The sequence below is a fragment of the Gimesia aquarii genome (assembly GCF_007748195.1).
Classification (GTDB): domain Bacteria; phylum Planctomycetota; class Planctomycetia; order Planctomycetales; family Planctomycetaceae; genus Gimesia; species Gimesia aquarii.
Window position 1 is genome coordinate 5,510,270 of sequence record NZ_CP037920.1, and the last position, 25,443, is coordinate 5,535,712.

Consider the following 25,443-nt stretch of genomic DNA (forward strand, 5'->3'; position numbering starts at 1 on the left):
TTTCACCTGTCAACCATTTTCTTGTAAATGAGTTATATACCTTACTTTTCACTGAGATTTGTTTGTATATTTGCTCTTTGATGGATGATTTGAACAATTAATTCACTGGGATCTATTGGTTTCACAAGATGTGTGTCAAATCCTGCTGACAAAGCGGCTTCCTGATCAGATTGACGCCCATAACCGGTAAGCGCAATAAGTACCGGAGGTAATTCCGTGTTTTGTTTCCGAATTTCTCTGGCAAGTTGGTATCCATCCATTCTGGGAAGCCCAATATCAATAACAGCAACATCAGGCTTTTTCACTTTATAAAGTTCTAATCCTGACAATCCATCACCGGCAACCGATACTTCAAATCCTTTTATCTGAAGTGTTTCCGCCAACATATTTCGCGCGTCAAAATTATCTTCAACAAGAAGTATCTTACATCCTTCAAAGCTTAGATCTGGTTCATGCTTCAACGTCTTGGGAGTCTTATCCGTCATCGGTAAAATGATTCTAAAGGTACTGCCCTTCCCGACTCCATCACTTTCAACTTGAATATCGCCACCATGGGTCGTCACGATGCTTCGGGCGAGCGATAAACCAACTCCCAGACCCCCAGCAGATCGGGCTAAAGTGGAATCAGATTGAACAAATAATTCAAAAATACTTGCCAAGAGTTCGCTTGGAATCCCGTCACCATTATCTTGCACTGTAATACAGACTTGATGCTCATGATAATCAATACTGTACCAGATATCGTTACCCTCAGGCGTATACTTCGACGCGTTGTTGAGTAAATTGACTTGGGCCTGTTTGATTCGAATCGGATCAGCATAGATATAAATGGGACCATCACAGATCATCATATGTAACGTCTGCGATTTTTCACCAATCTGATAATTGACTGATTCAAGCACTTCCTGTGCAAGAGCAATTACATCGACCACTTCCAGCCGAAATTCGATTTTCCCCTGCCCAAATCGTGCGATATCTAATAAGTCATCTAATAAACGAGCCATGTGTCTTGTCTGTCGCTCAATAATTTGAGGAGCGTCTGTTTTTATTTCTCCGGAAGCTTGATAATCCAGGTACGTCTTATCCTGAATCAGGCTAATGGCATTGAGTACTGCTCCCATCGGATTACGGAGTTCGTGTGACAGCATCGCCAGGAAATTGTCACGTTTTAATATTTCTTCCACCTTTTGCATTTCTGCACACTTGCGGTCATGAATATCGCCTACGGACCCCGTCATGCGTACCGGTTTACCTGAAACATCATGATCGACAATCGCACGATGCCGGAACCAGCGGTACCCATCAGTTTTGTGCAACATGCGATATTCAAAATCGCGATGCAATTCAACATAACAACTATCGCTTCCAGGCACACTTGTTTCCTGTACCCGTTCACGATCATCAGGATGTATTAAATTCAGCCACTCAGAATGTAAAGCAGGAAACTCATCTGGTTTGTAACCTAATAAAGTATAACAATTAGGGGACCACCACATCTCATCATTTCCTACGTTGGTCCAGTCCCAGGTACCATCTCTGTTAGCTGCAATGGCTCTCGAAAAACGCTCCTGCTCTCTTTGAATGGATTCTTCCGCTTCAACAAGAGAACTGATATCAATCAAGGTCAGTACAATTCCCGGTATTTCATCACCGGGAACATACTCAGCCGACTTGTAGGGAAGTACTCGCATATAAAAATGTACGTTTTGCTTGCTCAGCACTTTTTCTTCATAAGTTTCTCCTTTATCCAATACATTCTGGATCTTAGAAACTAAATCGTCGCAAATAATATTGTGAGTAAAAGCACTAATTTTTCTGCCTACATCAGTGGAAATAAAATTAAACACCTGTGCCATCCTAGGTGTAAATTTTCGGATCGATAGTGTATCGTCGAGAAAGAGCGTGTGAACCTCAGTGCTGACCAGGAGGTTATTCATATCATCGGTCAGTTCTGTTAATTCTGCGATTTTATTTTGATATTCTGCATTGACGGTATAGAGCTCTTCATTGACAGAATGTAACTCCTCATTAGTACTCTGTAACTCTTCATTTGAGGCAACCATCTCTTCATTAGTGGCCTGCAATTCTTCATTGCTGGTTTCCAGCTCTTCAATCGTGGCTTGTAAGTTTTCCTTGGTATATCGAACTTCCTGTTCCAAATCCAAAATTCGGTTTCTCGTCACTTCCTCAACATCGAGATAATCGGATCCCTGCTTTTCTTGTTCAGGAGACACGTCTATTTCTTCAAATTGAACTAAATAATTAGGATTAGGTGACTCGTCTTCCATTAAAGAAATTTGAATATTGAGTTGCGTCTCTCCTTCTGATGTTCTGGCAAGTACATTGTTGTATCGAATTGCCTTTCGCTTTTGAGAGACTCGATGCAAGCCCCCCGCCAATGCCAGCCTTAAATCATCATCGATCATTTCAAGTAAATTAGTTGATAAGCGACCATCATTATGAACCAGATACTTTCCCGCTCCAGCAAACAGCTGAAGAACATTCCAATGTTCATTCACCAGCACACTGGTAGGCATAAATCGCTCTAGCAAATTGTCATAGGTTGCAATCAAATCTTTCCCAAAAGAATCCGACTTCTTTCTTGATCCCATTCGAGCTGGTGCGTTCAATCGCTCTCGCTCGGTATTAATGGGATCCCGTAAATAGGCAGGAAGTTTGATATCACGTCGCTTTTTGAAGAATCGCCAACGTTCATGAAGTGTTTCAAACTCTTCAGCAAGCTCGCCCGGACTTTCACTCGAACCGAGAAAAAGGATTCCTTCAGTTTTTAATCCAAAGTGAAATAACGATAACACTTTTTTCTGGGCCATCGTGCGAAGATAAATTAATAAATTTCGACATGAAATCATGTCCAACCGAGTAAAGGGCGCATCTTTAACCAGGTTGTGCTGCGCGAAAACAATCATTTTGCGGATCTCAGAAGAAATTTGATATCCATCTTCCGTCTTTATAAAGTGACGATCTCGTATGGATTGTTCCATTTCTCCCAGACTCGTTTCGGGATAAATTCCCAGATGAGCTACATCTATGGATGCTTGATGAACATCAGTAGCAAATATTTTGACATTGATATTCCTATTTGTTTCACGCAAGTATTCATTAATCAAAATCGCAATGGAATAAACTTCTTCTCCGGTTCCGCATCCCGCCACCCAGGCCCGGAATTCCTCGAACTTTTTTTTCTCTGGTAATAACTGGGGAATAATTTCGGTCTTTAAAACTTTGAATGCTTCACGATCACGGAAGAAGCGAGTGACACCTATTAATAAATCTTTATAGAGTTGATCGACCTCTGCAGGCTCTTTTTCAAGCCGATCGACATATTCGTCAATATTACCATGGTGATTTAATTGAATTCGACGTTCAATTCGACGTCCAATCGTGGAAGGCTTGTAATGATTGAAATCAATGCGGTGACGCTCCTGCAACAGCCGAAAAACATGTTCAATGCTTGATTCATCAAGTGGTGGCTGGTCCAATTCTGTCTGATGCAGGTGATTAATATAACGTTCCAGAACATCAGAAATTTTTTCCGGTGGTACAATAACATCAACAATTCCCGTATCGATCGCGCTTTTAGGCATGCCGTCAAACTTAGAAGTTTGTGGAGACTGTGCGACGACCAGTCCACCTGCTTCATGAATATCACGAATCCCTCTTGAACCATCACTGCCCGTTCCGGATAAAATGACGGCGATACTTCTTCGACCTACGTCCTGAGCCAATGTACGCAGGAAATGATCGATGGGTAGTGATAAGGATTGTGACGTATCTTTTTCTGTTAAAAGTAATTTTCCATCAGAAATGACCATGTCCTGTTTCGGAGGAATCAGATAAAGAGAATTGGGTTCCACCACCATCCCATCTACAACTCGGTTAATGCGCATTTTGGTGTGACGCGCCATTAGCTCATCCATCAGACTTTTAAAATCCGGGGAGAGATGTTGTACAATGACAAATGCCATACCAGCGTCGTCAGGCATCATCTTAAACATCAGCTCTAGTGCCTCAAGCCCACCTGCAGAGGCACCAACACCGACAATGTGAAACTCATCTGCTGGTTCTTCATTTTGCTGACTGCTTTGAACTTTCAGGCTGCTCTTTTGACCAGAGTTTGTCATAGATCGTTCCCAGTATCTGTGGCTAGTCAGTTATAAAATCCGTGATTCAATAGATAGCACAAAATCGCAAAAAAACATCTTGATGAGTTGATGGTTACGGGTTTCAGAAAAAGGGACTGATTCTTAGATAGCAAAAATGTGTGTCCGTATCTCTATCTTAAGACACACTGTCCCATTCTAAATATGAATAGTCCAGAAACACTAAAATAAAACTGTGTTTCTGTTCATTTTTGCAAAATGAAAGTAGTTTGCCTCCATTAGATAGAGGAGGTATTTCTTTTCTTGAAGTGAAGTAATCTGCCATCTCGCTGAAATGAGACAACGAAAGAAAATACTTTTTCCAAGTCTTTTCTCAAATGAAACCATCAGCTTTAGCTCGTGAAATCTTCCCATCCCTTACGGAACTTGGAATAAAGATACTGCCTGGCATTCTCATTTCCCCCAGCTGTCAAAGTGGCTGCATCCCAGTCGAAGCCTCCTCCCGCACGATAAGCTGTGTTTCCCAACAAGACGGTTTCAGACAAAGGACCGGAATAGTCAAAATTACAAGTCGCAGGTGTGCCACCTTTACAGGCGTCAATCCATTCCAGATGAAAACCGGGTGAATCCGGAATGGACTGTTCAGGTGCTTTGAATCCTTCAAAAGTTTTTTCAGGGAATAATTTGTGAGAATTGAACCCCGTCAACAGCATCCCTTTCGAACCGATAAAGAGTGTATTCGCACCTTTCAGACTAATTCCTTTTTCTTTCAGAATAGCAGGGCCTTTTTTTGACTGAGACCAGTGAAGTTCAAGCGCAGGCCGCTTGCTGTTCGCAGGGAAAGCAAAACTGGTCTGCATTTTTGTAGGGGTTCGTTCAGCATCGACCTCTGGCCCCGAGGCTTCAACGCGTGTGGGGTATTTCAGGTCGAGTGCCCAAAAAGGGATGTCCAGAATATGACAGCCCCAGTTTCCCGTTTCTCCTGTACCGTAATCCCACCAGAATCGCCAATTGTATGGCGCTAACGTTCCCTGCCCTTTAGCATTCAAAGCGTAAGGACGAAATTTAGCAGGACCGATCCACAAATCCCAATCGAGAGTTTCCGGAGGCGAAACAGTTTTCACAGGAAGTGCAGGCATCCCTCGGCTACTGCTCACCCAGCTATAAACTTCATTCACATCGCCTATCGCACCCGATTGTACGAGTTCGACAACACGATGCATATTTTTATAAGCGTGCCGCTGCATACCCAGTTGTGTTGCCAGTTTCTTTTTGGCAGCTAGTTTGGTCATTTCGCGTACTTCCCAAACTGAGTGAGCCATAGGTTTTTCGCAGTAGAGATGTTTGCCCATCGTCATCGCCATCATAGAAGGATGGAAATGCGTATGGTCGGGAGTACTTACCACAACAGCATCGATCTGATTTTCCATCGCGTCAAGCATACGACGGAAATCGGCAAACTTCCTCGCACTCGAATAACGTTCATAGGCTTTACCCGCTCGTTTCTCATCGACATCACAGAGGGCGACAATATTTTCTGTTTTGCCAACAGCGTTTAAATTCGCAGCACCACGACCACCGATGCCAATCACAGCCACGTTTAGTTTTTCATTCGCCACTGCCCGCGTCGGTCTGACAGACGTTCCCAACCAGAGACCGGCTCCGATAGCAGCTGTAGTCTGCAGGGCTTTACGACGGGTAATTTGTTGGTCGGTCATGCTGGTTCTCCTCGAATTCGAAGGGGGTAAAAAAATTCTTCCTTAAAGTATAACGACTAACTTTTGATGTTGAGACTCACGATTCTGATTTCGAAATAAATTTCAATGGATTTTCCCACTTCGTATCTGAGCAAGAATTAAGAAGGTTTATTATTTCAGAAGATTCTAACGATTCCTTTCGGTACCTCTGCCAGATTCGATATCAACTAGCTTATGATACTCCAGGACCATTACCTTTGAAGCTTACATGGAATGCTGATCTTGTGCGAGCTTGTAATACAAGGCCAGTTTCATCACATCGAGTACAACCATCCAAACCAAGATGTAAATCCAAACAAGCCCGATGATAGTCCAAGGTAGCGCGGTAACAAACCAGCCAAATCCACACATCAGGACGGCAAAAATCTGGGTCCCCACAATCGCCAGAAACAAAGGCATAGCCGCCCAGGGGGGCCGGAAAATACTTGCTCGCGAACGCATGACAAACAATAGCAGGTGACCGCCCGCCACAATCTGTAGAAAGACGACAGTCTGAACCTGTTCCTGATTCAGTTTGATCCAGGATTGCCACTCACTGTTGCTGAGCCATTCCATGCCAATCAGCAACAAGCCAAAACTTTGAGCTATCGCCATGATCCCCATGAAACTGGAAATGAACAATAGTCGCCTCATTTCCCAGCGCACCGGTTCTTTCGGCAATTGAGTATTATCGTAAGCGATCGTAATGATCGGGATGTCGTCCAGCAAAGCCAGCAGAATAATCATGATCGGAGTTAGCGGCGAGAAGCCAAAGAACACCGTTGCCAGAACGACCACAAACATAATGTCCAAAGTCATGGCAACTCGAAACAGTATGTAGTTGATGATCCGTTCGAAGATCTCGCGCGATTCATCGATGGCTTCAATGATCGTAGACAGTCCGGGAGCAGTCAGTATCAGGTCTGCTGCAGCCCGGGCGGCGTCGGTCGCACCACTTACGGCAACACCACAGTCCGCCTGTTTCAGAGCTGGCGCATCATTAACTCCATCACCGGTCATAGCAACAATATGTCCTCGATCCTGTAACGCCTTGACGATGCCATATTTATGCTCGGGGAACACTCTGCCAAACCCATCTGCTTTTTCGACACACCCAGTGATGTGATCAGACAAATGGCTCATGTCCATATCTCTGGTAAACATGTCGGCAGCTGCGATGAGATGAGACCCCATACCCAACTGCGTCGAAATTTCGCTGCCAATTGCGACATCATCTCCAGTTACCATTTTAACATGCAACCCATGTGCCTTGGCACGCGCGATCGTCTGCTGAGAGTCGTCTCGAGGCGGATCAAGCATTGGCAAGATGCCCAGAAAACACCAGATCTTGCCATCATCAGTTGATTCCGCCACGCCAAGGGCGCGTAGTCCTTTGGCAGCAAGGTCTGAAACGGTTTGTTTGGCCTTTGATTTGACATCATCATCCAATGCGCACAACTCGATGATAACCTGCGGCGCGCCTTTGGTATATCTGATTGCTTTTCCAGCTGGATCGGTTACTTGCCCTTCAGTTCGCTTACTGACTGGATCGAAAGGCACAAACCTGGTTACCTGATAATCATCCAGTAGTTTGCTCTCTTTTAGTCCTCCACAGACTGCTTTATCAATGGCGTCCTCACTGCCCCTTTCGGAAGCCAATGCACCAGCTAGTATGAGATCATCGGTAGTGCTTGAATCGAAAAGGATCGGATCACCGAGTGTCAAAATGTTCTTGGTGAGAGTCCCTGTCTTGTCTGAGCAGAGGATGTCAACTCCAGCGAGTTCCTCGATCGCCTCCAGTCGAGAAACGATGGCCTTCTTCCGGGCTAGTTTCTGAGCACCCAATGAGTTAGTCACAGTCATCACCGTCGGCATTGCGACTGGAATCGAAGCAATTAATAGAACCAATACCATACGGGCAATCGCCGCCAAGTCAGACCACTGCCAGAGGTGCTTTACTACGACATCCTGATTGACCTCGAATCCCACTAATATAACACAGAGGAGTACCGAGATTAGAATGAGAAAATTTCCTATCTGAGTCGTCGCCCGTTGTGAATGCGAAGCCTCGCCGCCAGCTCCTGCGACCAGACTGGCAGTGCGACCAAAAAAAGTATTGTTCCCAGTACTGATTACCACTGCGTGCATTTCACCTTGTTTGGCAATGCTGCCGGAGTAGCCCTCATCACCGATTTTTTTGCTCACAGGCAGAGACTCTCCCGTCAATGCAGACTGGTCAATGCTGATATAATCTCCTTCAATAAAGCGCACGTCAGCAGGCACGACCTCACCCAGCTTGATCCGTACCACATCTCCGGGCACAACCTCTGCAGAGTCGATAGAAGAAAAATGGCCATCGCGCAGCACGGTCGCCTTGGGAGCGAGTCCTGCTTTCAAAGCAGCCAGAGCATTCGACGCCTTGCGTTCCTGCCAGAATCCCGAAACGGCATTGTAGAGAAGCAGCACCATGATGATTGTGAGATCGGCCCAATGCTCCATCAGAAGCGACAGTAAAGCCGCGGCTTCAATCATCCAGGCAATAGGCCCCCAGAAAAAACGGAGGAATTTTTGCAGGTCACTAACTTCCTTGTCGTTCAATTCGTTACGGCCATACTGGCCAATCCGCGTCTGTGCTTCGACCGAAGTCAATCCCTTGGAAGAAGTATCAAGTTGCTCGTAAACTGCCTCCAAACTCGCGTGTTCCAGATCATCATCTATCTCGCGAGTGCGACTCATCGTTTGCCCGTCTGCTGTCATGCCAACTGCCTAGAGAAGTTCCTGGACATAGTGAAATTTCTATTCGCTGCATCATAACTTTGTCATTTCTTTTATGCAAATTCGGTCAGCTAGCTTCCATTCGCTCCGAAATTGGTAAGATTGTTCGCTCAAGCAATGCTGGCCTAACTAAAATTGATTTGATCGATGAAAGTTTTCTTATCTCACAAACCCCCAAAAGTGAATTCGGTTTTCAATGAGTCAGAAGTTCCTTTCACTACGACACTCTTTGTAAAAATTGTTAATTATGGGAGAATTCTTGAAACAAAATTGTCATGCCAGTTATCTTAATTGATGTTCGAACTATTTTCTTGAGAGAGGAGATCACCTTATGCGGCATGTTATATTAATACTATTGAGTTTCCTGCTGACTATTTGCAGTGGCGCCACATGCGCATGGGCTTTAGGGGAAGAGAGTTTTGGCAACCAACCTTTGAATGCGGCCAATTTTCAGGATTGGCCGGGAATTGTTCCGGTCGTCAATCATGAAAGCCGCGTTTATCATCAATGGGTCAACGGCAATGAATACTGTTTCTACCGCGGAAATAACGAGTCACTGAATGATGTGTTAAAAAAATTTGCTGCTACCGACGAAAAAGTGCATGAGGTTGTGTTGCGACCGGGGCCAGCAGTAGTGGACTCTTTCAACAAGTCAAAAACGATTCACTATCATTGGAATCTGCATCTTGTGGGCGGCATCGCCAAAATGATGACGAAAAAAGATCAAGGTGCTAATATCTGGAGCAAACACCCGATTCTAACGATTTACGTGGGTGGCAATATTCAATTGGACAAAATCAAAATTCCCAAAGGCGTCACGATACTCGAACTTGCCGATCTGGAAAAACGCTATTCTAAGGGACTGAAAAGTACCGATACTACCGTGCGTGGCTGGAGTAACGGGCAACTGGCTCGACTTGACCCATACAACGAAAGCAATATGAAGGCGATCGCTCGCTTATTAGGGGACGATGACAAGTGGGTCCGTTTAAATGCAGTAGGTGCCCTGGCAATTTTCGGTAAGAAAGCCGAGCCTCTGCTACCGACTTTGCAAGAGACACTAAATACAGATGACCAACAGTTGAAAACTCGTGTCAAAGAAACGATTAAAAAAATTGAAGATGCCAAAGACAAAACGAAAGCAGAAAAAGAACACCAGGAAATGGTCTCAAAAATTAGCCAGTTTCGAAAATCGCTCGCTAAATAATTCTGCAATCTAAAAGGAATCGCCTATCTGAATGTTATGTCTTACTTCAAATCAAAATCCTGTGTATTTTTTCCTTCTTTGATTTCGACTGAAAGGATAGAATGAGAGTTGTATTTGGGAGGAATGATTTGTTTGACTAGTTCGGCCTTTCCACCTGACAAGTTTCCCTGTTTCCCTGCTTCTACATAACAGGTCACTTCGACTCTGTTTTTCCCTACTGTGGCCCCCTTCTCTGCGGGGATCTGATATTGTCCCTGTTCAATTTTTGCGAAAATGGGTTTTCCGGCAACTTGCCCATTGATGATCTCACCATCAGGGACATAACGAATCAAGCCCTCCTCCAGTGGCTCTCCTTTATAATTAACAGTTCCCTCTACTTGAGCCCTTGTAAATTCCAGTGCAGAATTGCCTCCACAAGCAGTGAATAGAATGAGACAAATCCCAAATACCAAATAAATATAAAATCTGCTTAAGTTCATTAGAGTATCTTTTGAAGCAACCAGCATGATGTGAAAAGAGTATAATCAGCAGGATCGATAACCACTCAGTTGATTAATATTCTCCCAATACGTTCCCATCAGCTTTGTCTCCCAGGTTCTGCCAAGTAGGCAAATGCATGTTCTCAGAAACGAATCGCACCGCTCCATCACACAACAAAATGTGAGCGCCCCCTTCGTGTTTGCTGCCTGCATCCGAGTTTCCAAATTCCTGATAGGATTTACAACCACCTGTTTCTGAAAGTGCATTGGGAGGGAATGTTGTCGTAAACCCCCACTCAATCGCATTGTCACCAAAAAACCAGGAACGACCTCTACCGGTTCTTGGTGTCCCCGCAGGATTATTACTACAAGCGGGAAGAGGGCTATTCACACCATTTCCATAATCGTAGTAAATTCCTCCGACCAGACATTCTGCCACGACCATCGTATTTGATGAACCATCGGTTATATCACGGAGTTTGGTCCTACTATTCATATAGAGTACCGAAGTACCGTTATTTGCATGCGCCGATCCACCACCAAAAATCGCATTGATCGGATCTCGACCTAAACAGGCACCATAGTTACTCGGCCCTTCTTGCAGATAACCAGTTGCAGCCTGATTTCCTGGATCGCTGGGACAGCGATAGACGGGAAGTATTCTGGCTTTCACAGGAGAATTGACTGCATTTCTTCCCGGGTCCCCCACATTAAAATCGATATCCTGATACAAGTTTCCCTGATCAATAAAAGGTAAGACATAAGCCATCCACAATACCTTTCCGGTGTTGTACCAGCGAACCCCATTGATATCGACGGGCGATCCGGATATTCCAACAGGAAAACAGCTATGAGTTTCATTATAGTTGTGAAGTGCTAAGCCAATTTGTTTCAGATTATTTTTACAAGACGCCCGGCGAGCAGCCTCGCGTGCCTGTTGCACTGCAGGCAACAACAGGGCAATCAAAATCGCAATAATGGCGATCACAACCAGCAGCTCAATGAGAGTGAATCCACGCTTTTTGTTTATCATTATCTTTACCTGTATTAAGTGAAACGGATTAAAGCAAGATCCCATCGTTAGTGATGATAATTAAAAATGAGAATCTTTTTAGATGAACCAATGAATTTGGGGAGGGCTAAACAATTAAGGTTTCATAACTTAGGAAGGCCTTATTTTTCATCAACAAAGCAAACGATCACTTTCTTTCAGTCAAGCTTACTTAAAATTGCCTCGATTTCAATTCCATGATGGAAATTTTCTCCGAATATTCACACTGGCTAAATAGAGATTTGAATCAGTGTAGCTAAATCAGCCTGTTATTTCTGAACTCCATACTCGGCATGGACCAGAGAGGAGGATGGGACATCCTAGGCAGTCACTGATTCATAGAATACAAAGAATAGAAAGCCCATTAGATACAGGCATCAGGCCAACAGAATTTCGAAATGAAATCATCAGGAATTTCTCCTCTATCATCTCCCATCGATTGATAGTTTTGGAAAAGGTATGAAAGCAATAGTGCATTTTGCGCACTTAACAAGACTCGTAACCACCCCGAGATTCAGGCTCGTCAGCTGAGACAAAATAATACTCGCCACGAAAATACCGCAAGTAGCCTTCATAACAATACGAGATCTGCTGCGCATCGACAGCAATGCTTCTGACTATAGAACGCACACTAAAGCTGTCAACATGATCGTCGACACCAACCAAAATTTTGTTTTTCGTATCTGAGTATGAGCGTCGTATCAGTGCATCCTCTGCCTGAGAGTGACTCCATCAGGAATACCCCTATGTAGTAAATAGAACAAAAACCTATATCCGTTTTCAACTTATAAGGTAGCCTTGAATTGTTTGCATAAAAGATTCACTAGATTAACGACAATGTAATTTGTTTCGTCGTGACGAGACAAGTTAGCTCTACGGTCTTGTCTTGTAATTAAGTTAGGAACTGAAAGAAAGATTTTCCATGAAAAAGAACATGCCTTACATTCTTGTTATTGCTGTCACTTGTCTTTCCGCTTTTGCACTAAGCAGTTATGCAGACAATGAGAAGCCTAAAAACAAGGCTCAAAAAAACTCAGCGGTTAGCAAAAAAGACAAGTCAGAAAAGGAAAAAGATTTCTGGATGCAAGCTAAATTGAAAAAGTCACAACGGATTTTGGCAGCGTTGACCGAAGGTGATTTTAAATCTGTTGAAAAAAATGCTCGTGCCCTGCAGGGCTTCGGGATTCTGGAATCCTGGTTGCGTGACAGTCCAGAGACTTCGAAATCAGAATATAAAGCACAGCTCAACAAATTCGAATTCGCCAACAAGGAATTGATTCGAATGGCCGAAGACAAAAATGCCGATGGTTCAGCCACCGCTTTCGCAGCCTTAACAATCACCTGTGTGAAATGCCATAATTTAATACGCGATACAGACGAAAAGTGAATTTTCTCACTGGTTCTAACAGATTTTTGCTCTATAGGTGGTCAGCTTTTTGATGACCACTTTTAATAAACCTTTGAATCAAAATACACAGTGGAATTCAGTTTCCATTCTCCTAGCCCAAATAGGGGCTTAGCCTGTGCAGTCAGTAGGGTAAAGAAGAAGTGAATGTATCGTGTGTTGCCTCGATTTCACTGGGGTGGAAATGCAACTGTCTAGAAGAGCATCGGTCAAACTGCTGAGCAAGTGGCCAAAGACAAAAAAAGTTGGAGAGTTTATTGATCACTACTTAGAAGAAAATCCCTAAGATCACACAAGAGTAACAGAACAAGCAATCTGAAATGATGCTCTTTTATTAACTAGACTTTTTGGACAGAGCAGTTGTTTTTGCTCACGATCCTTGACTTTCCGTGTCAGTATGAACGACACGTAATGGTTGTGAGAATTGAATCCCCTGTTCTTCAAATGCTTGAAAGATTTGCAGATTCACCTTCTGGCTAAACGCTAAAAAATCCCAAAATTCTGGTGGTGTATACCAATAAATCACTTTGATATTGAAAGAATCATCGTTGAACTCATCGAAATAAACGCGCGCTGGTAAATCTGGATTCATTCCTTCATGATCCTTTAGGGTATTTCGGATGATCTCGATGCATTGTTCTACTTTTGTTCTGTGAGTATCTAATGGAATTTTGATATCTGCACTACGACGGATATAAGGCCGACGGGTGATGTTTTCGATATCACAACGCGCGAGCTCATCATTCGGAATCGTTACCAGATTCCCAGTCAAAAGTCGAACGCGCGTTGAGCGCAAACCAATGTCTTCTACGTTACCATCATATTGATTGAATTGAATACGCTCCCCCACCCGAAACGGTTTGTCAGCCATTAACATGATTGTGCCAAACAAAGTTTTCAATGTATCCTGTGCCGCAAGTGCCACAGCAAACCCACCAATCCCAGCACTGGCTAATAATGTTGTCAACTTGATTCCCAGATACTGCCCACCAACAAGAAATACTGCGACGGCTATCACCATGCTCATCAGTCTTGAAATGATTCGAATTAATTGCGCATTGAGGCCTTGTGGATTAATTTTCGGTGAAGCGATGATCGTTTCTGCCACACGATTACTGGCAGCAAACACAACAAAAATGGAAGCCAGTAATGCAATCAGAAGAGAGGTAAAATCGACAATATATAAAGGCCATCCCCGTACGATGAGTTGATCTTTCACTACATATGTTACGATGAAAGGAGCGAACACAGCTAAAATCGGAAATATAATCGTCAAGCAGTAACAAACGATGTTCTTGCCTTTCCAACGTTGAGTCAGTCTAAAATGAATACGGTAGATTAGTAGCATTACCAGACTCGCCACAATGATCGAAAGAAAAAGCGCAGGCCACTTCCAGACCGCCATACCAAATACCTGATCGCGAAACCCCTTGGGCAATCTCTCAATGATTGGTACCACCGCTGAATGACCGGGAGAAGAAAAATACCAACGGTAAAACCCGGGTGATGTTTCAGGTCCTGAAGTTCGATAAGGGTACGCCTTCATATCCTGGTAATAGCGTACTGCTCGATCAACGGTCCCTTTTGAAAACAGGTACTCATGTTTTTGCGGCCCCTCTTCCATCCGTGCGATTGTGAGTCGTGTTCCGGGAATCCGCCAACTGGTCAATTTGTCCCCTGCTGCGTCGACCTCTTCAATCCCTGGGATCTCGTCAAAGGGAGGCAACTCGACTCGATCCATAATTTCCTTCAAACAAATCGCCACTTCCGCAGCCCGGGCTTCGCGGGCAAACGCTGGTAAGTCACTTTGATCGAGACAGTCAAGTATCCGTAAAATAATTGGGCGCAGAGCCTCAGAATCTCGATTGACAAATTTGGTGTCGCGGACATGCTTCGAAATCTGATTACTGGCGTCAATGAAGTCTTTAAGTGTACTCCGCGGACTGGAAGTATCAGCCGGACGATAATTGAGCTTTGGCTCAGCAAATCCAATACTCGGAGACAATGTTAAACAGAAGAGGATGCTTATAAGACAGACTGGAAAATGAAATCGACCCACAGCAATTCCTTGCAGCATTTGATGCCAACTAATATTGATATCGAGGAGAATGATGAGAAATGAAGATATTCCTATCTTAAACAACCGACTGCAGGTCATCCAGAATAAACTTTGCTTTGAACGAGCTGAGGACTACGATTTGAATGTCAACCTAATGTAGAATATTCGTTTCACATTATTATTCGTATTAGCCTGAATCTCATAATGATGAGAAATGACCTCCTCCATACGAGGACTGAAATTGACACACTCTGTATTGATCACTGAACTATGGCAAAGGCATACCGCACTGCATCATAAAATCATCCGTTCGAATACTCCAAAATTGGGTATTTATTCTACTTATTCGATTAAATACGGCCAAAACGAAGCCAGTCTAGAGACATCAAGAATTTATGGCTTGGCAACGGTACTCTGCATGGGTATACTTCCTGCAGATTCATGGCTCTCTTGGAAGAAGCCAGTCAATATGGTCGGAAATAAGCGAGTAGCGTAATCCCAATATGGAGAACGTTTTCTGGCCTAACAGGGTTTTCTTGCAGAGTTAGGGCCTCTTGCAACCCTTTTACACAGGTGTCGACTTGTTCGTCAGATGCTCTTGCTGACTACCATAGGTTGTGTCAACCTCTGTGGAATGCTGCCTGCGTTATTGCAAACGTATTGAACTCTGAGGCTTTCTTGTTTGTCCGGAATTCTCCAAGAAATAAAATTTGCTGTTAGTGTTATCAGTCGAACCTGTATCACTGTAGTGAATACCTCAGAGAATTGGTGAAGTGTTTCACCTGCTTTTCACGACACATTTACACATATGCTTTTGCTATTGGGTGATACATATTCTCCCATTGCATACAGCTTGTACCCGAATCTGAAGACTCAGGAAGACCAGTTTCCAGACCTTGGAAAGATTCGCTTTTCAGGTAGTTTCGTTGAAGACTTTCAACATTTGCGATCATCCGTATTTTGGAAACAGAACTCTTTCAAAGATCCATTAAGGAAAATCATTGAAGACTTTTAAAGAACTTGACTTATTAGAACCCATTCAGTGCGCACTGGCCGATGAAAAGTATGTAACGCCGACTCCTATTCAGGTACAAACGATTCCAGCCGCTCTGCAAGAACATGATGTCTTAGGTTGTGCCCAAACGGGTACAGGCAAAACAGCTGCGCTCGCCTTACCGATTCTGAACCGACTGGGACAAACCAACCGCAAGGCTGTCCCAAATCATCCCTTCGCACTTGTGTTGGCTCCCACACGAGAACTGGCAATTCAAATTGGAGAGAGTTTTGCAACCTACGGCCAACATCTTAAGCTACGACAGGCTTTGGTCTATGGAGGCGTGAATCAGGGAAAACAGGTGCGAGCCTTAAATCGGGGCGCACATATTCTTGTCGCCACACCGGGACGCTTACTTGACCTGATCAACCAGGGGCATATCAAATTAAATCAATTAGAGACATTCGTTCTGGATGAAGCAGACCGGATGCTCGACATGGGATTTCTGCCCGACCTCAAACGGATTATTGAAGAGCTACCAGATCAACGTCAGTCACTCTTCTTTTCCGCTACGTTGCCTCCCAAAATTACAGAGCTTGCACAAAGTTTGCTCAGAAATCCCGTGAACGTCAATGTGACTCCGAAATCAACTAGTGTAGAACAGATCGAGCAACGTATTGTATACCTTGATCGAAGAAATAAGTTGACACTCCTGCAAAAAGTACTTGATTCTAAAGACGTCGAGCGGGCTTTGGTATTTACAAAAACGAAACGCACTGCCAACACACTTGCCCAGCAGTTAATGCGATGTCGTATTAACGCTACAGCAATCCACGGTAACAAATCACAAAACGCGCGACAAAGGGCCTTAGAAGCATTTCGAAACAAACAAGTGCAGGTTTTAGTAGCAACTGACGTTGCCGCAAGAGGTATTGATATCGATGGAATCACACACGTTGTCAATTTTGATCTACCCATTGAACCGGAAGCCTATGTGCATCGCATTGGACGAACGGGGCGGGCGGGCGCAGCGGGAATTGCCTTGTCGTTTTGTACTGATGATGAACGTCGTGAATTACGAGCTATTGAGCAATTGATTGGCAAAAAAATTCCTATCGACAGAAATCATCCACAGCCTGGTCGTCGGGACTCCAAGCCTTTAAATGCACCGAGTGAACGACGAAAACCATCTCGCAAACAGCAGGCTTCAAAAAAACCGGGACACTCTCAAAGAGCCCGCAATCGCCGGCCTGGATTTGCTGTGGACGGGGCAGACAAACCAAAGCGCAGACGCCGTAAAGGGCAAACACCACGACAACGTACCAAACAAATAAATTAACCATCGCACTCACGAATCCGACAAAGACTGGTCGGCCTCAGTGAAATCAATTCAATCCCTATTTCCAGGAGAGCGACCATCGCCAGAAACCAAAACACTTTTGCCAAACGTCAACGAGAAGCGGAAAAGAAAGCAAAAGCCGAAGCAAAGCGAATTCGTCGCAATAAACAGAAACAATTGGGTAGTACAGGCATTCCGCCAGCAATGCCAGAAGAAGAGCCAGAAACCACCGATGAGTCAGACTGACTTAAGCAACCTAACCTTCTCATGAATGGATTTTGAGAATGCGAACACAGCTTAACGCCTAGCTTCAGTCGTGCGCAAACAGCAATCGACTGGACAGACATCGTGACTGGCTCCCCGGTCACCTAATGCAGGACGTTCCTCTGCACCATTAATCCGTTCTTCAATCAACTCACGGATCATCGTGATAAACCGGGGATGCACTCCCACAGTTTTGGCGCGAACTACATTGATACCCAATTTCTCTCCCACATCTTTGGCTTCCGTATCTAAATCGAATAGAACCTCCATATGATCGGAAACAAACCCGATAGGAACGATCACGATGTCCCGCACTTCATTCTTATCTCCCATCTGAGTGATAAAATCACAAACGTCAGGTTCCAGCCAGGGTTGCTGAGGAGGACCACTACGACTTTGATATACCAGATCCCATTGATACGATCCCAGCCGCTCACTCACGAGTCGGGCAGACTCTTTCAACTGTGCCTCATATTGACACCCGGAGGCCATAGTGAGAGGAATACTGTGAGCAGTAAATAAAATATGTGCCTGATCGCGTCTCTCTTCAGGAACTTGAGTGAGCGCCTCTTGTGTTCGTTCAACCATCGCTTCAATGAAACCGGGATGATTGTAAAAGACTCTCATCTTTTGAACTTCAGGAGCCCCTTCCCCTACCTGCTCCTGAGCACGTTGAATATCTTCCCGATATTGTCGACAACCAGAATAGGAACTGAAAGCTGAGGTAAAAAAAGCCAATGTGCGTTTAATTCCCGCTTGTTTCATCTGCTCCAGAGTATCAGGCAGAAGTGGATCCCAATTTCGGTTACCCCAATAGATTGGTAGATGAGGCCCATGTTGCTCAAGCTCTTGTTCCAATGCATTGATTAATAAACGATTCTGCTCGTTGATGGGACTGACACCCCCAAAGTGTTGATAGTGTTCAGCCACTTCCAACATCCGCTCCCGAGGCACATTTTTACCTCGCAACACATTCTCCAGAAAAGGGATTACATCATCGAGCCCTTCAGGACCACCAAAAGAAACCACTAAAATTGCATCGTATGAATTTATCATTTATAATTTTTTCCGGTTAATATTTAAAATACTTGCTCAAGAGTCTTAAGTTCAAAAATAGTACGTTCTACAAGCTCTCATTGATTTTTAGTCAGTCAACAGAAAATTACCACTCTAAACACAAAATAATTACACAAAGTCGGATGTCTGTATATTCATTTTAAAAATATCTGGCTGCTAGAAAGAACTGGAATAAATATTAGTATACCGTTCAGTTAACCAAGAATCTTGAACTGAGTCTCCAGAGGTTAGCAGAATGAAACTAGCTGTAGTCAAAGCGAATCAATCGATCAGAATAGATTCCCCCTGTCCCTACTAACGAGTATTGTCTAAAATAACTTTAGCCGTTTGTAGTATTCACTGATTTCCAATATCTGACTCTATCTCGTAGGAAATTTATTGTCATGACATTGACACAATTACCACTCTTGGTTTTCGTTGGTATCTCTCTCACCACAATGCTGACTTTGTTGAGTGGTTGTGAAAAATCGCTCACACAAGAGGACCGTCCCGTCGCGATTGCCGAGGAACAACCAGAATCAAATTCCACACCTGTTGCTCAGGAAGTAGAAGACGGGCTTGAAGTCGCCACGCTTGGGTCAGGCTGCTTCTGGTGCACTGAAGCTGTATTTCGCGAATTGAAAGGGGTCAAATCTGCTGTCTCCGGATATTCAGGCGGTAAGGTTCCCAACCCCACTTATAAAGCTGTGAGTGCGGGCACAACAGACCATGCCGAAGTCATTCAGATTACTTACGATCCCAAACAGATTTCGTTCACAGATGTACTCAAAGTATTTTGGGAAACACATGACCCCACAACCTTAAATCGACAAGGTGCTGATGTGGGTACACAATACCGTTCTGCTGTCTTTTATCATAACAATCAGCAAAAAGAAGAAGCCACTGAGTATAAAAAACAACTGGATGAATCAGGGAAATTTAAAAGTCCTATCGTGACAGAAATCACTGCTTTCAAAGAATTTTATCCTGCCGAGGACTATCACCAGGACTACTTTAAGCTCAATCCGAATCAGCAGTATTGCCAATACGTCATCCGCCCAAAATTAGAAAAATTCCGCAGTAAATTCGCTGATAAGCTGAAAACAGAAGAGAAATAGCAATGAGTTGATTACTATCCTCGAAATCACTGCAGACAGACAAGATTGAAAATCTATCAACTTGTTTATGTTCAAGTCGTTTGATTATCTACTTCACTATCTTGGTGTGTTGCTTAATCTGGTGCACTGTGAAAATTCGTCTTAAGTCTGGCATGGATACCCGCAAATTCATATTGACCAAAGTTTCACGTTCGCTAAGATCCATCTACAAGTAAGGAGGTAAATCTATACATTTGGGGTAGGGTTTATTCACTATGTAAAAAAATATTGCTTTTTACTCAATTACCAATTCATTCAAGTTGTTGTTTTCAAGCAAGCGGGCCAATGTCTGAAAAACGCACTGATCACCTCTGTAGATTCGATGATCCAGAGGACCCTAGGCACCACCGAATGATTTTCGACGTTGCAAGTCCTACGCAACCGAAAACTATCGTTGACCTCTCTGATTCCGGGCGTGTCGCGATCTTCCAAATTCAAAATACCGGTCATAAATCATTCTACGTCAAATTCAAAGAGACGGGCCCTTTGTTGAAGCTAAAACCAGGGGCAGATCCGGTCAGTCTGAATATTGATTGGAAGCTTATGATCTACCCCATTTCATTTAGCCACATGAAGGGGTGGTACAAGTATATAGGCGATGCTGAAATGCCCGAAACACAAGCAATCGAATAAGTTTGTTTAAGACGTTTCTTGTTTCGATTCAGACCATAATGCGGTGTGGCTTCGGGCCGGTCACACCGTTGTTTGGGAACGTCAACTGGAACATCACACTACGGTTGGCGTTCCCGTTTCAATTTGGTATCTTCCCTCCGGAAATTCTCAAGACTTCAATAGATCGAAAGATCATACTCTGACCGTGTGCAAAACGTCATTAAGATAATGCAGACGCTATTGATACTCTTCTCAAAAAGAGAAGCTGCAATGTTCTAGCTTAGAGCTTCAGGAGGATTTTCCAAGATCGGCGAAACGACTTTGGCAGGCCGGCCGTTGGTAATGATTTGCTCCTGGCCATTATAATGGTAAAGAAGTTGCTTAAAGTCGAGGCCGAAGAGACGCATAATGGTAGCCTGAAAATCATTGGGGGTCACCACGTTTTCGACTGCGCGATGACCAAACTCATCTGTTTTACCAAATGCCATTCCCCCTTTAATACCACCTCCGGCAAGCCAGATGCTGAATCCCTGCCCATTGTGGTCGCGACCAGCTTTTTTCGGATCACCATGACTTTGAGTGACCGGAAGCCGCCCGATCTCTCCCCCCCAATGGACCAGGGTCGACTCGAGCATGCCTCGTTGTTTTAAGTCTTTAACAAGCGCTGCGGAAGGCTTATCAGTTCGACCACAAATAGCAGGCAATCCTGTTGTAATATTGCTATGATTATCCCATGGTTGACCCGCCAGGAATAGTTGTACAAACCGGACACCTCGTTCAACCAGACGACGGGCTATCAGACACCGTGTTCCATACTCTCGTGTTTTGGGATTGTCGAGACCGTACATGTCTTGCGTCGCCTTTGTTTCTTGCGAAAGGTCGAGTGCTTCACGGGCCGAAGTTTGCATCCGGGCAGCCAGTTCATAACTTGCAATTCGCGCTTCCAGATCCGATTCATGGGGGTGAGTTTTAAAATGCTTACGATTTAAAGCCTGCAACAGTTCCAGGTTTTGTGCTTGCAGAGAACCACGTAAATGTGGTGGTGCATCCAGATTCAAAATGCGCGGTTCTTTAGGACGCAAAACCGTTCCTTGAAATAACGAAGGCATGAATCCGTTCGACCAGTTTGTCACACCATCAACGGGGAGCCCGCCTGGATCGGTTAACACCATATAAGCTGGCAGATCTTGTGACTCTGTTCCTAATCCGTAAACTAACCACGAACCTAAATTGGGTCGGCCCAGCACTCCGGGAATACCACCATGAAAGTAACGAATCGAAACTTCATGTCCATTCGCCCCGGTATGCATGGAACGAATCAGACAAACGTCATCAACAATTTCTCCCAAATTTGGCAACAATTCAGACAGCTCGGTTCCACACTCACCATGTTTGCGAAATTTCCAGGGACTGCCTAGTAATTTTTTACTCGCCTGATTTACGAAACTGTATTGGATGTCTCCTTTGAAATCGGTTCCACTAAACTTAGTCAGCTCCGGTTTGGGATCGGTCAAATCCATATGTGCAGGACCGCCATGCTGAAACAATGAAATCATCGCCTTGGATTGTGGAACGAATTGCGCTTTTTTAGGAGTCAAATCGAAATGCGGCTGCTTAATGGAAACACTCTTAGGCTTCGCGAGTAGGTTGTCCTGTTTCAATAACCAGGCTAGCGCCACAGTTCCAATGCCCATTGCGTTGTCTGCGAGAAATTGTCTTCGACTATAATGCATCATTGTAAATCATACCTGATGTATAACTAAACTTGGAAACCAGTCAGTGAGGGCTTCGTTCCAAAATGCCTTCACCTCAATTTAATCAACATAGAGAAACTCATTCGAACTCATGAGCGCTTGACACAAGTTGGTAATGGTTTGCTTAGCAGACGTCACCCCTTTGGGTGTTTGTCCTGGATTTTGTTGTAAGTAAGTCAGTTGATTTTCCATAAAACGAACAACAAGCTGCAATTCGTCTGGGGTTGGTTTTCGACAAAGAGCCAGTTCAAACGCGTACGATGCTTGTGCAGGAAGACTTTGCTTTTGAACTGGTTCCGGACCATGAAAATCAGCAACAGTATCCCATTTCAACGCCGGCCCTTTTTCACGAGTGAGTGATAATTGAGCATTCCAGGAAAAGGAGTCAGAATTAACGTCTCCATTACAATCCGTAATAAAATCGATATGATCTCCCTGCTGTACTGCCAGAGTCGTCACTTTTGTTTCCACAACTCCATTATAGGCAATCCACTTGCCGGCCAGGCCTGAGCGACTCGATAATATGAGTCCTCTCACACCATTTCCGTTTTTGGTCCCATGCTGTAATTTGCCTGTCACAGATAATGTACCTGTCACCGGAGCCGTCCAACGTTTGACCGCTGCGTACTTTCTTGCAGGGTGTCCACCAGCGGCACGCAACATCACCCAACCCAATTTCGCGTCAGGAAGTTTTGCCCCTCCTTGCCAACTGGAACCAGTCCAATGTGGCAACGCTGTGAACTTGGCGGAATTCAAATTCTTCTCATCAAGAGTTGTATAACCATAGCTCCAGGGAGAGTTCCCTGTGTGTGAAAGTTTAGGTAATACAGCTAACTGCTCTGGTTTCAATTCTGGTGCTTCGCGAGCAATCCGATCAGCCAGTTTATCTGATTGTGCAAGTATAAATCCTCCATTCATCAACATCAGGGATTGGGTTGCCACGGTCGAATTAGAACGGCGTTCACAATTTGTTTCCATGACAGGTGCATCGAATGTTTGCAACATACCTACTGGCTGGCTGCGCCTCGCCTGAATATACAAACTACGACGGAGCTGTTCTCCTGAAACGACAACCTGACCGAATTCATTCTCTTTAATTCCGACAGGAGCACCATACAACTTTCGATTAAGAACTCCTGATACAGTCAGCATGCGATCGCGCAATGTTTCCGCTTCTAAACGGAGAATGGGCTTTCGCCAGTAATAATGATTTTCTGGGTCAATTGACTCTTTGCTCGGATCGTGAGCTCCCGCCTGACGATACGCGGTCGAGAGCATAATCGTACGATGCAGTTTTTTTAGATCCCAGCCTTGTTGCATAAACTCCGCCGCCAGCCAGTCTAGTAATTCTGGATGTGTCGGGCTGGCACCGAGCTTGCCAAATTCACCAGGGGTTCCCACAATCGCACGACCAAAATGATGCATCCAGATCCGATTGACTAATACTCGGGCAACAAGGGGATGTTTACCGCTTGTTAGCCAACGGGCAAACGCAAGACGACGTCCCGTTGTCGGCAGTGTGTTATCGTTAAGGGGAATTTGATGCCGCTGTCCTTCCGGTGAAACCACCGTTAACGCCGCTGGAGTGAGCGTTTGTTTTGGTTGCCGGTGGTCTCCACGGTGAAACAACTTTGTTTCAGGAAGATGGTTTGCCGGTTCCAGAGCGACACGTAAAAACTCATGAATCGGCTTCTTTTTTCTGATCTCTGCAATTTGTTTATCATAATTCTTAAGCTCTTCAGCAGCTTTAGGCAAATATTGATAGAGTACACCTATTGAAATGTTAACACTCGGATTCTTCTTTAACAAAGCGACCTGCTCAGGTGACCTTTTTTTGACTGGAGTCTGATAAGCGGCTTTCAATTGATCTCGTAATGGCTGCTCATACTTCTTCAGTTCAATTTCAAGCGCCTCAGCCATGTACTTGGTTCGTTTTTCGTTTTTGACCGCGGCCACCTTTTTCACTTCCTCTTCAATTGTCGCTGCTTTGGCCCGATCCTCGGCTGTATAAAGCGAAACCCGTCGTTGTTGAGGTGTCTGCCATTTTTGCCAGTCAAATGCAGGTTCAAAAATCGCACGCAAAGCGAAGTAATCCGTCTGAGGAATCGGATCATAGCGGTGATCATGGCATTGAGCACAGGCAACACTTAAGCCCAATAACGATGAACTGACAATCTTCATGGTATCGGCAATGACCTGATTACGCGCTTCCGGAGTGTTTTTTCCACTGCCAGTTCCATCAGCGGCCATTCGTAAAAAACCCGTCGCCGCCAGAAGTTCAATCTGCCTTTGGGTGAGATCCCCTTCCCGTTTCCCCGCTAATTCATCACCGGCAAGTTGTTCTTGAAGAAACTGGTCAAACGGCTTGCCAGCATTTAACGACTTGATGATATAATCACGGTATTTCCAGGCCCAGGGACGCACATCATCTTTGACCGTGTAGCCTTCTGAGTCAGAATAACCGGCAATATCAAGCCAGTGTCGTGCCCAGCGCTCACCATAATGCGGTGATTTCAACAACTCGTCCAACAACGATTCATACCAATCCTTAGAGTGATTCGAGAGCGCCCGCTGTATCTCTTCAGGACTGGGTGGTAGCCCCAACAGATCGAAATAGGCTCGCTTAATTAAAGTTAGCTTTTCCGCCTCAGGAGAAAACGCCAATCCTTCTGGCATGGCCTCTAATAACAATGCATCGATTGGAGTAAGAACAGTTGGATGTTTGCTGATCTCTTCGGAAATTTGAGGTTGCTTTATCGGTTGAAAAGCCCAATAGGCGCGTTCTTCGGGAGTAATCCCCAAACCGGGCCCAATCGTCTTAGGCTCCGGACGACTCGTTTTGGCGCCACCAGCAATCCAGCGCTTGATAATTTCAATCTCATTATCTGGGACACGAGCCTCACCGGGTGGCATCTCTCCACTTGCGATTCGAGCGACCAAATTACTTTCAGCCGGTTTACCTGGAACAATCGCATCACCAGATTCTCCCCCTTTGATTAGAAAGCGTACCAGACGTAAATCGAGCCCTCCTTCGATCTCCTCCGTAGCGCCGTGACAGTCAAAACAATGCGCTCGAAAAATCGGACGAATATGTTCTTCATACGTCAAGTTCTCTGGCTTGCTTTCTTTAGCGGCAAAGACGGAACCTGACACACAGGCACACACCAAAATGGTCAAACCAATTCGTTTGGGTACGGTCCTCATATTAAGACTCCAGAAGAGTTTACATCGCAGAATTTTGAAACCGTATCGTAAATGACCGCCAGAGAACAATCAAGCATAGAACTTCGTTTATATGTCCGTATAAACACTAAGCGTCATTCTCTTGATCAAAATCCCAAACGTCGATTTAAAAAAGACTTGCGCCAGGAAACAAACCTGAAATTCCAGGAGGATTGCCGAAGCTAAAATAGAGTGTGCTCGACTAGAAAGTG

At 44.6% G+C, this 25,443-nt stretch carries 14 protein-coding genes; 5 read left to right on the forward strand and 9 right to left on the reverse strand.

The window, feature by feature from the left end; translation table 11 throughout:
* Positions 1–41 precede the first annotated feature (41 nt).
* The 3 genes from V144x_RS21060 to V144x_RS21070 form a co-directional block, all read right to left on the reverse strand.
* Positions 42–4,142, reverse strand: coding sequence for a chemotaxis protein CheB (locus tag V144x_RS21060; RefSeq protein WP_144987850.1), 4,101 nt, complete (start codon positions 4,140–4,142; stop codon positions 42–44).
* Between the two features lie 371 nt (positions 4,143–4,513).
* Positions 4,514–5,839 carry a Gfo/Idh/MocA family protein gene (locus V144x_RS21065; protein WP_144987852.1) on the reverse strand — a complete coding sequence of 442 codons (1,326 nt, stop codon included), beginning with the start codon at positions 5,837–5,839 and terminating at the stop codon, positions 4,514–4,516.
* Positions 5,840–6,082: 243 nt separating this feature from the next.
* Entirely contained in the window at positions 6,083–8,593 is a 2,511-nt protein-coding gene (locus V144x_RS21070; protein ID WP_232102594.1) for a plasma-membrane proton-efflux P-type ATPase, read from the reverse strand.
* A 370-nt stretch (positions 8,594–8,963) separates the two neighbouring features.
* On the opposite strand from V144x_RS21070, the gene V144x_RS21075 reads away from it, so the two are divergent.
* Entirely contained in the window at positions 8,964–9,839 is an 876-nt protein-coding gene (locus tag V144x_RS21075) for a HEAT repeat domain-containing protein (RefSeq protein ID WP_144987856.1), read from the forward strand.
* Between the two features lie 41 nt (positions 9,840–9,880).
* Here the strand turns inward: V144x_RS21075 and V144x_RS21080 are convergent, their stop codons facing one another.
* Both V144x_RS21080 and V144x_RS21085 read right to left on the reverse strand, forming a co-directional pair.
* Positions 9,881–10,318, reverse strand: a complete 438-nt coding sequence (locus V144x_RS21080; protein WP_144987858.1) for a hypothetical protein — start codon at positions 10,316–10,318, stop codon at positions 9,881–9,883.
* 73 nt (positions 10,319–10,391) lie between these two features.
* Positions 10,392–11,351, reverse strand: a complete 960-nt coding sequence (locus V144x_RS21085) for a DUF1559 domain-containing protein (RefSeq protein WP_144987860.1) — start codon at positions 11,349–11,351, stop codon at positions 10,392–10,394.
* Between the two features lie 940 nt (positions 11,352–12,291).
* On the opposite strand from V144x_RS21085, the gene V144x_RS21090 reads away from it, so the two are divergent.
* Complete coding sequence (locus V144x_RS21090) at positions 12,292–12,756, forward strand: hypothetical protein (RefSeq protein WP_144987862.1); 465 nt, start codon at positions 12,292–12,294, stop codon at positions 12,754–12,756.
* Positions 12,757–13,144: 388 nt separating this feature from the next.
* Here V144x_RS21090 and V144x_RS21095 read toward each other — a convergent pair whose 3' ends face one another.
* Positions 13,145–14,833 carry a mechanosensitive ion channel family protein gene (locus V144x_RS21095; protein WP_197998561.1) on the reverse strand — a complete coding sequence of 563 codons (1,689 nt, stop codon included), beginning with the start codon at positions 14,831–14,833 and terminating at the stop codon, positions 13,145–13,147.
* Between the two features lie 1,001 nt (positions 14,834–15,834).
* Here V144x_RS21095 and V144x_RS21105 point away from each other — a divergent pair.
* On the forward strand, positions 15,835–17,166 hold the full coding sequence (locus tag V144x_RS21105; RefSeq protein WP_144987868.1) for a DEAD/DEAH box helicase: 1,332 nt from the start codon (positions 15,835–15,837) through the stop codon (positions 17,164–17,166).
* Between the two features lie 297 nt (positions 17,167–17,463).
* Here the strand turns inward: V144x_RS21105 and V144x_RS21110 are convergent, their stop codons facing one another.
* The gene (locus V144x_RS21110; RefSeq protein WP_144987870.1) at positions 17,464–18,486 is read right to left on the reverse strand and encodes a ferrochelatase; all 1,023 of its coding nucleotides are present in this window, start codon (positions 18,484–18,486) and stop codon (positions 17,464–17,466) included.
* 404 nt (positions 18,487–18,890) lie between these two features.
* On the opposite strand from V144x_RS21110, the gene msrA reads away from it, so the two are divergent.
* On the forward strand, positions 18,891–19,604 hold the full coding sequence (msrA, locus tag V144x_RS21115; RefSeq protein WP_197998562.1) for a peptide-methionine (S)-S-oxide reductase MsrA: 714 nt from the start codon (positions 18,891–18,893) through the stop codon (positions 19,602–19,604).
* 390 nt (positions 19,605–19,994) lie between these two features.
* Entirely contained in the window at positions 19,995–20,276 is a 282-nt protein-coding gene (locus V144x_RS21120; RefSeq protein ID WP_144987872.1) for a hypothetical protein, read from the forward strand.
* Between the two features lie 254 nt (positions 20,277–20,530).
* Here the strand turns inward: V144x_RS21120 and V144x_RS21125 are convergent, their stop codons facing one another.
* Positions 20,531–21,991, reverse strand: coding sequence for a DUF1501 domain-containing protein (locus tag V144x_RS21125; RefSeq protein WP_232102595.1), 1,461 nt, complete (start codon positions 21,989–21,991; stop codon positions 20,531–20,533).
* Between the two features lie 78 nt (positions 21,992–22,069).
* On the reverse strand, positions 22,070–25,213 hold the full coding sequence (locus V144x_RS21130) for a PSD1 and planctomycete cytochrome C domain-containing protein (protein WP_144987874.1): 3,144 nt from the start codon (positions 25,211–25,213) through the stop codon (positions 22,070–22,072).
* Positions 25,214–25,443 lie beyond the last annotated feature (230 nt).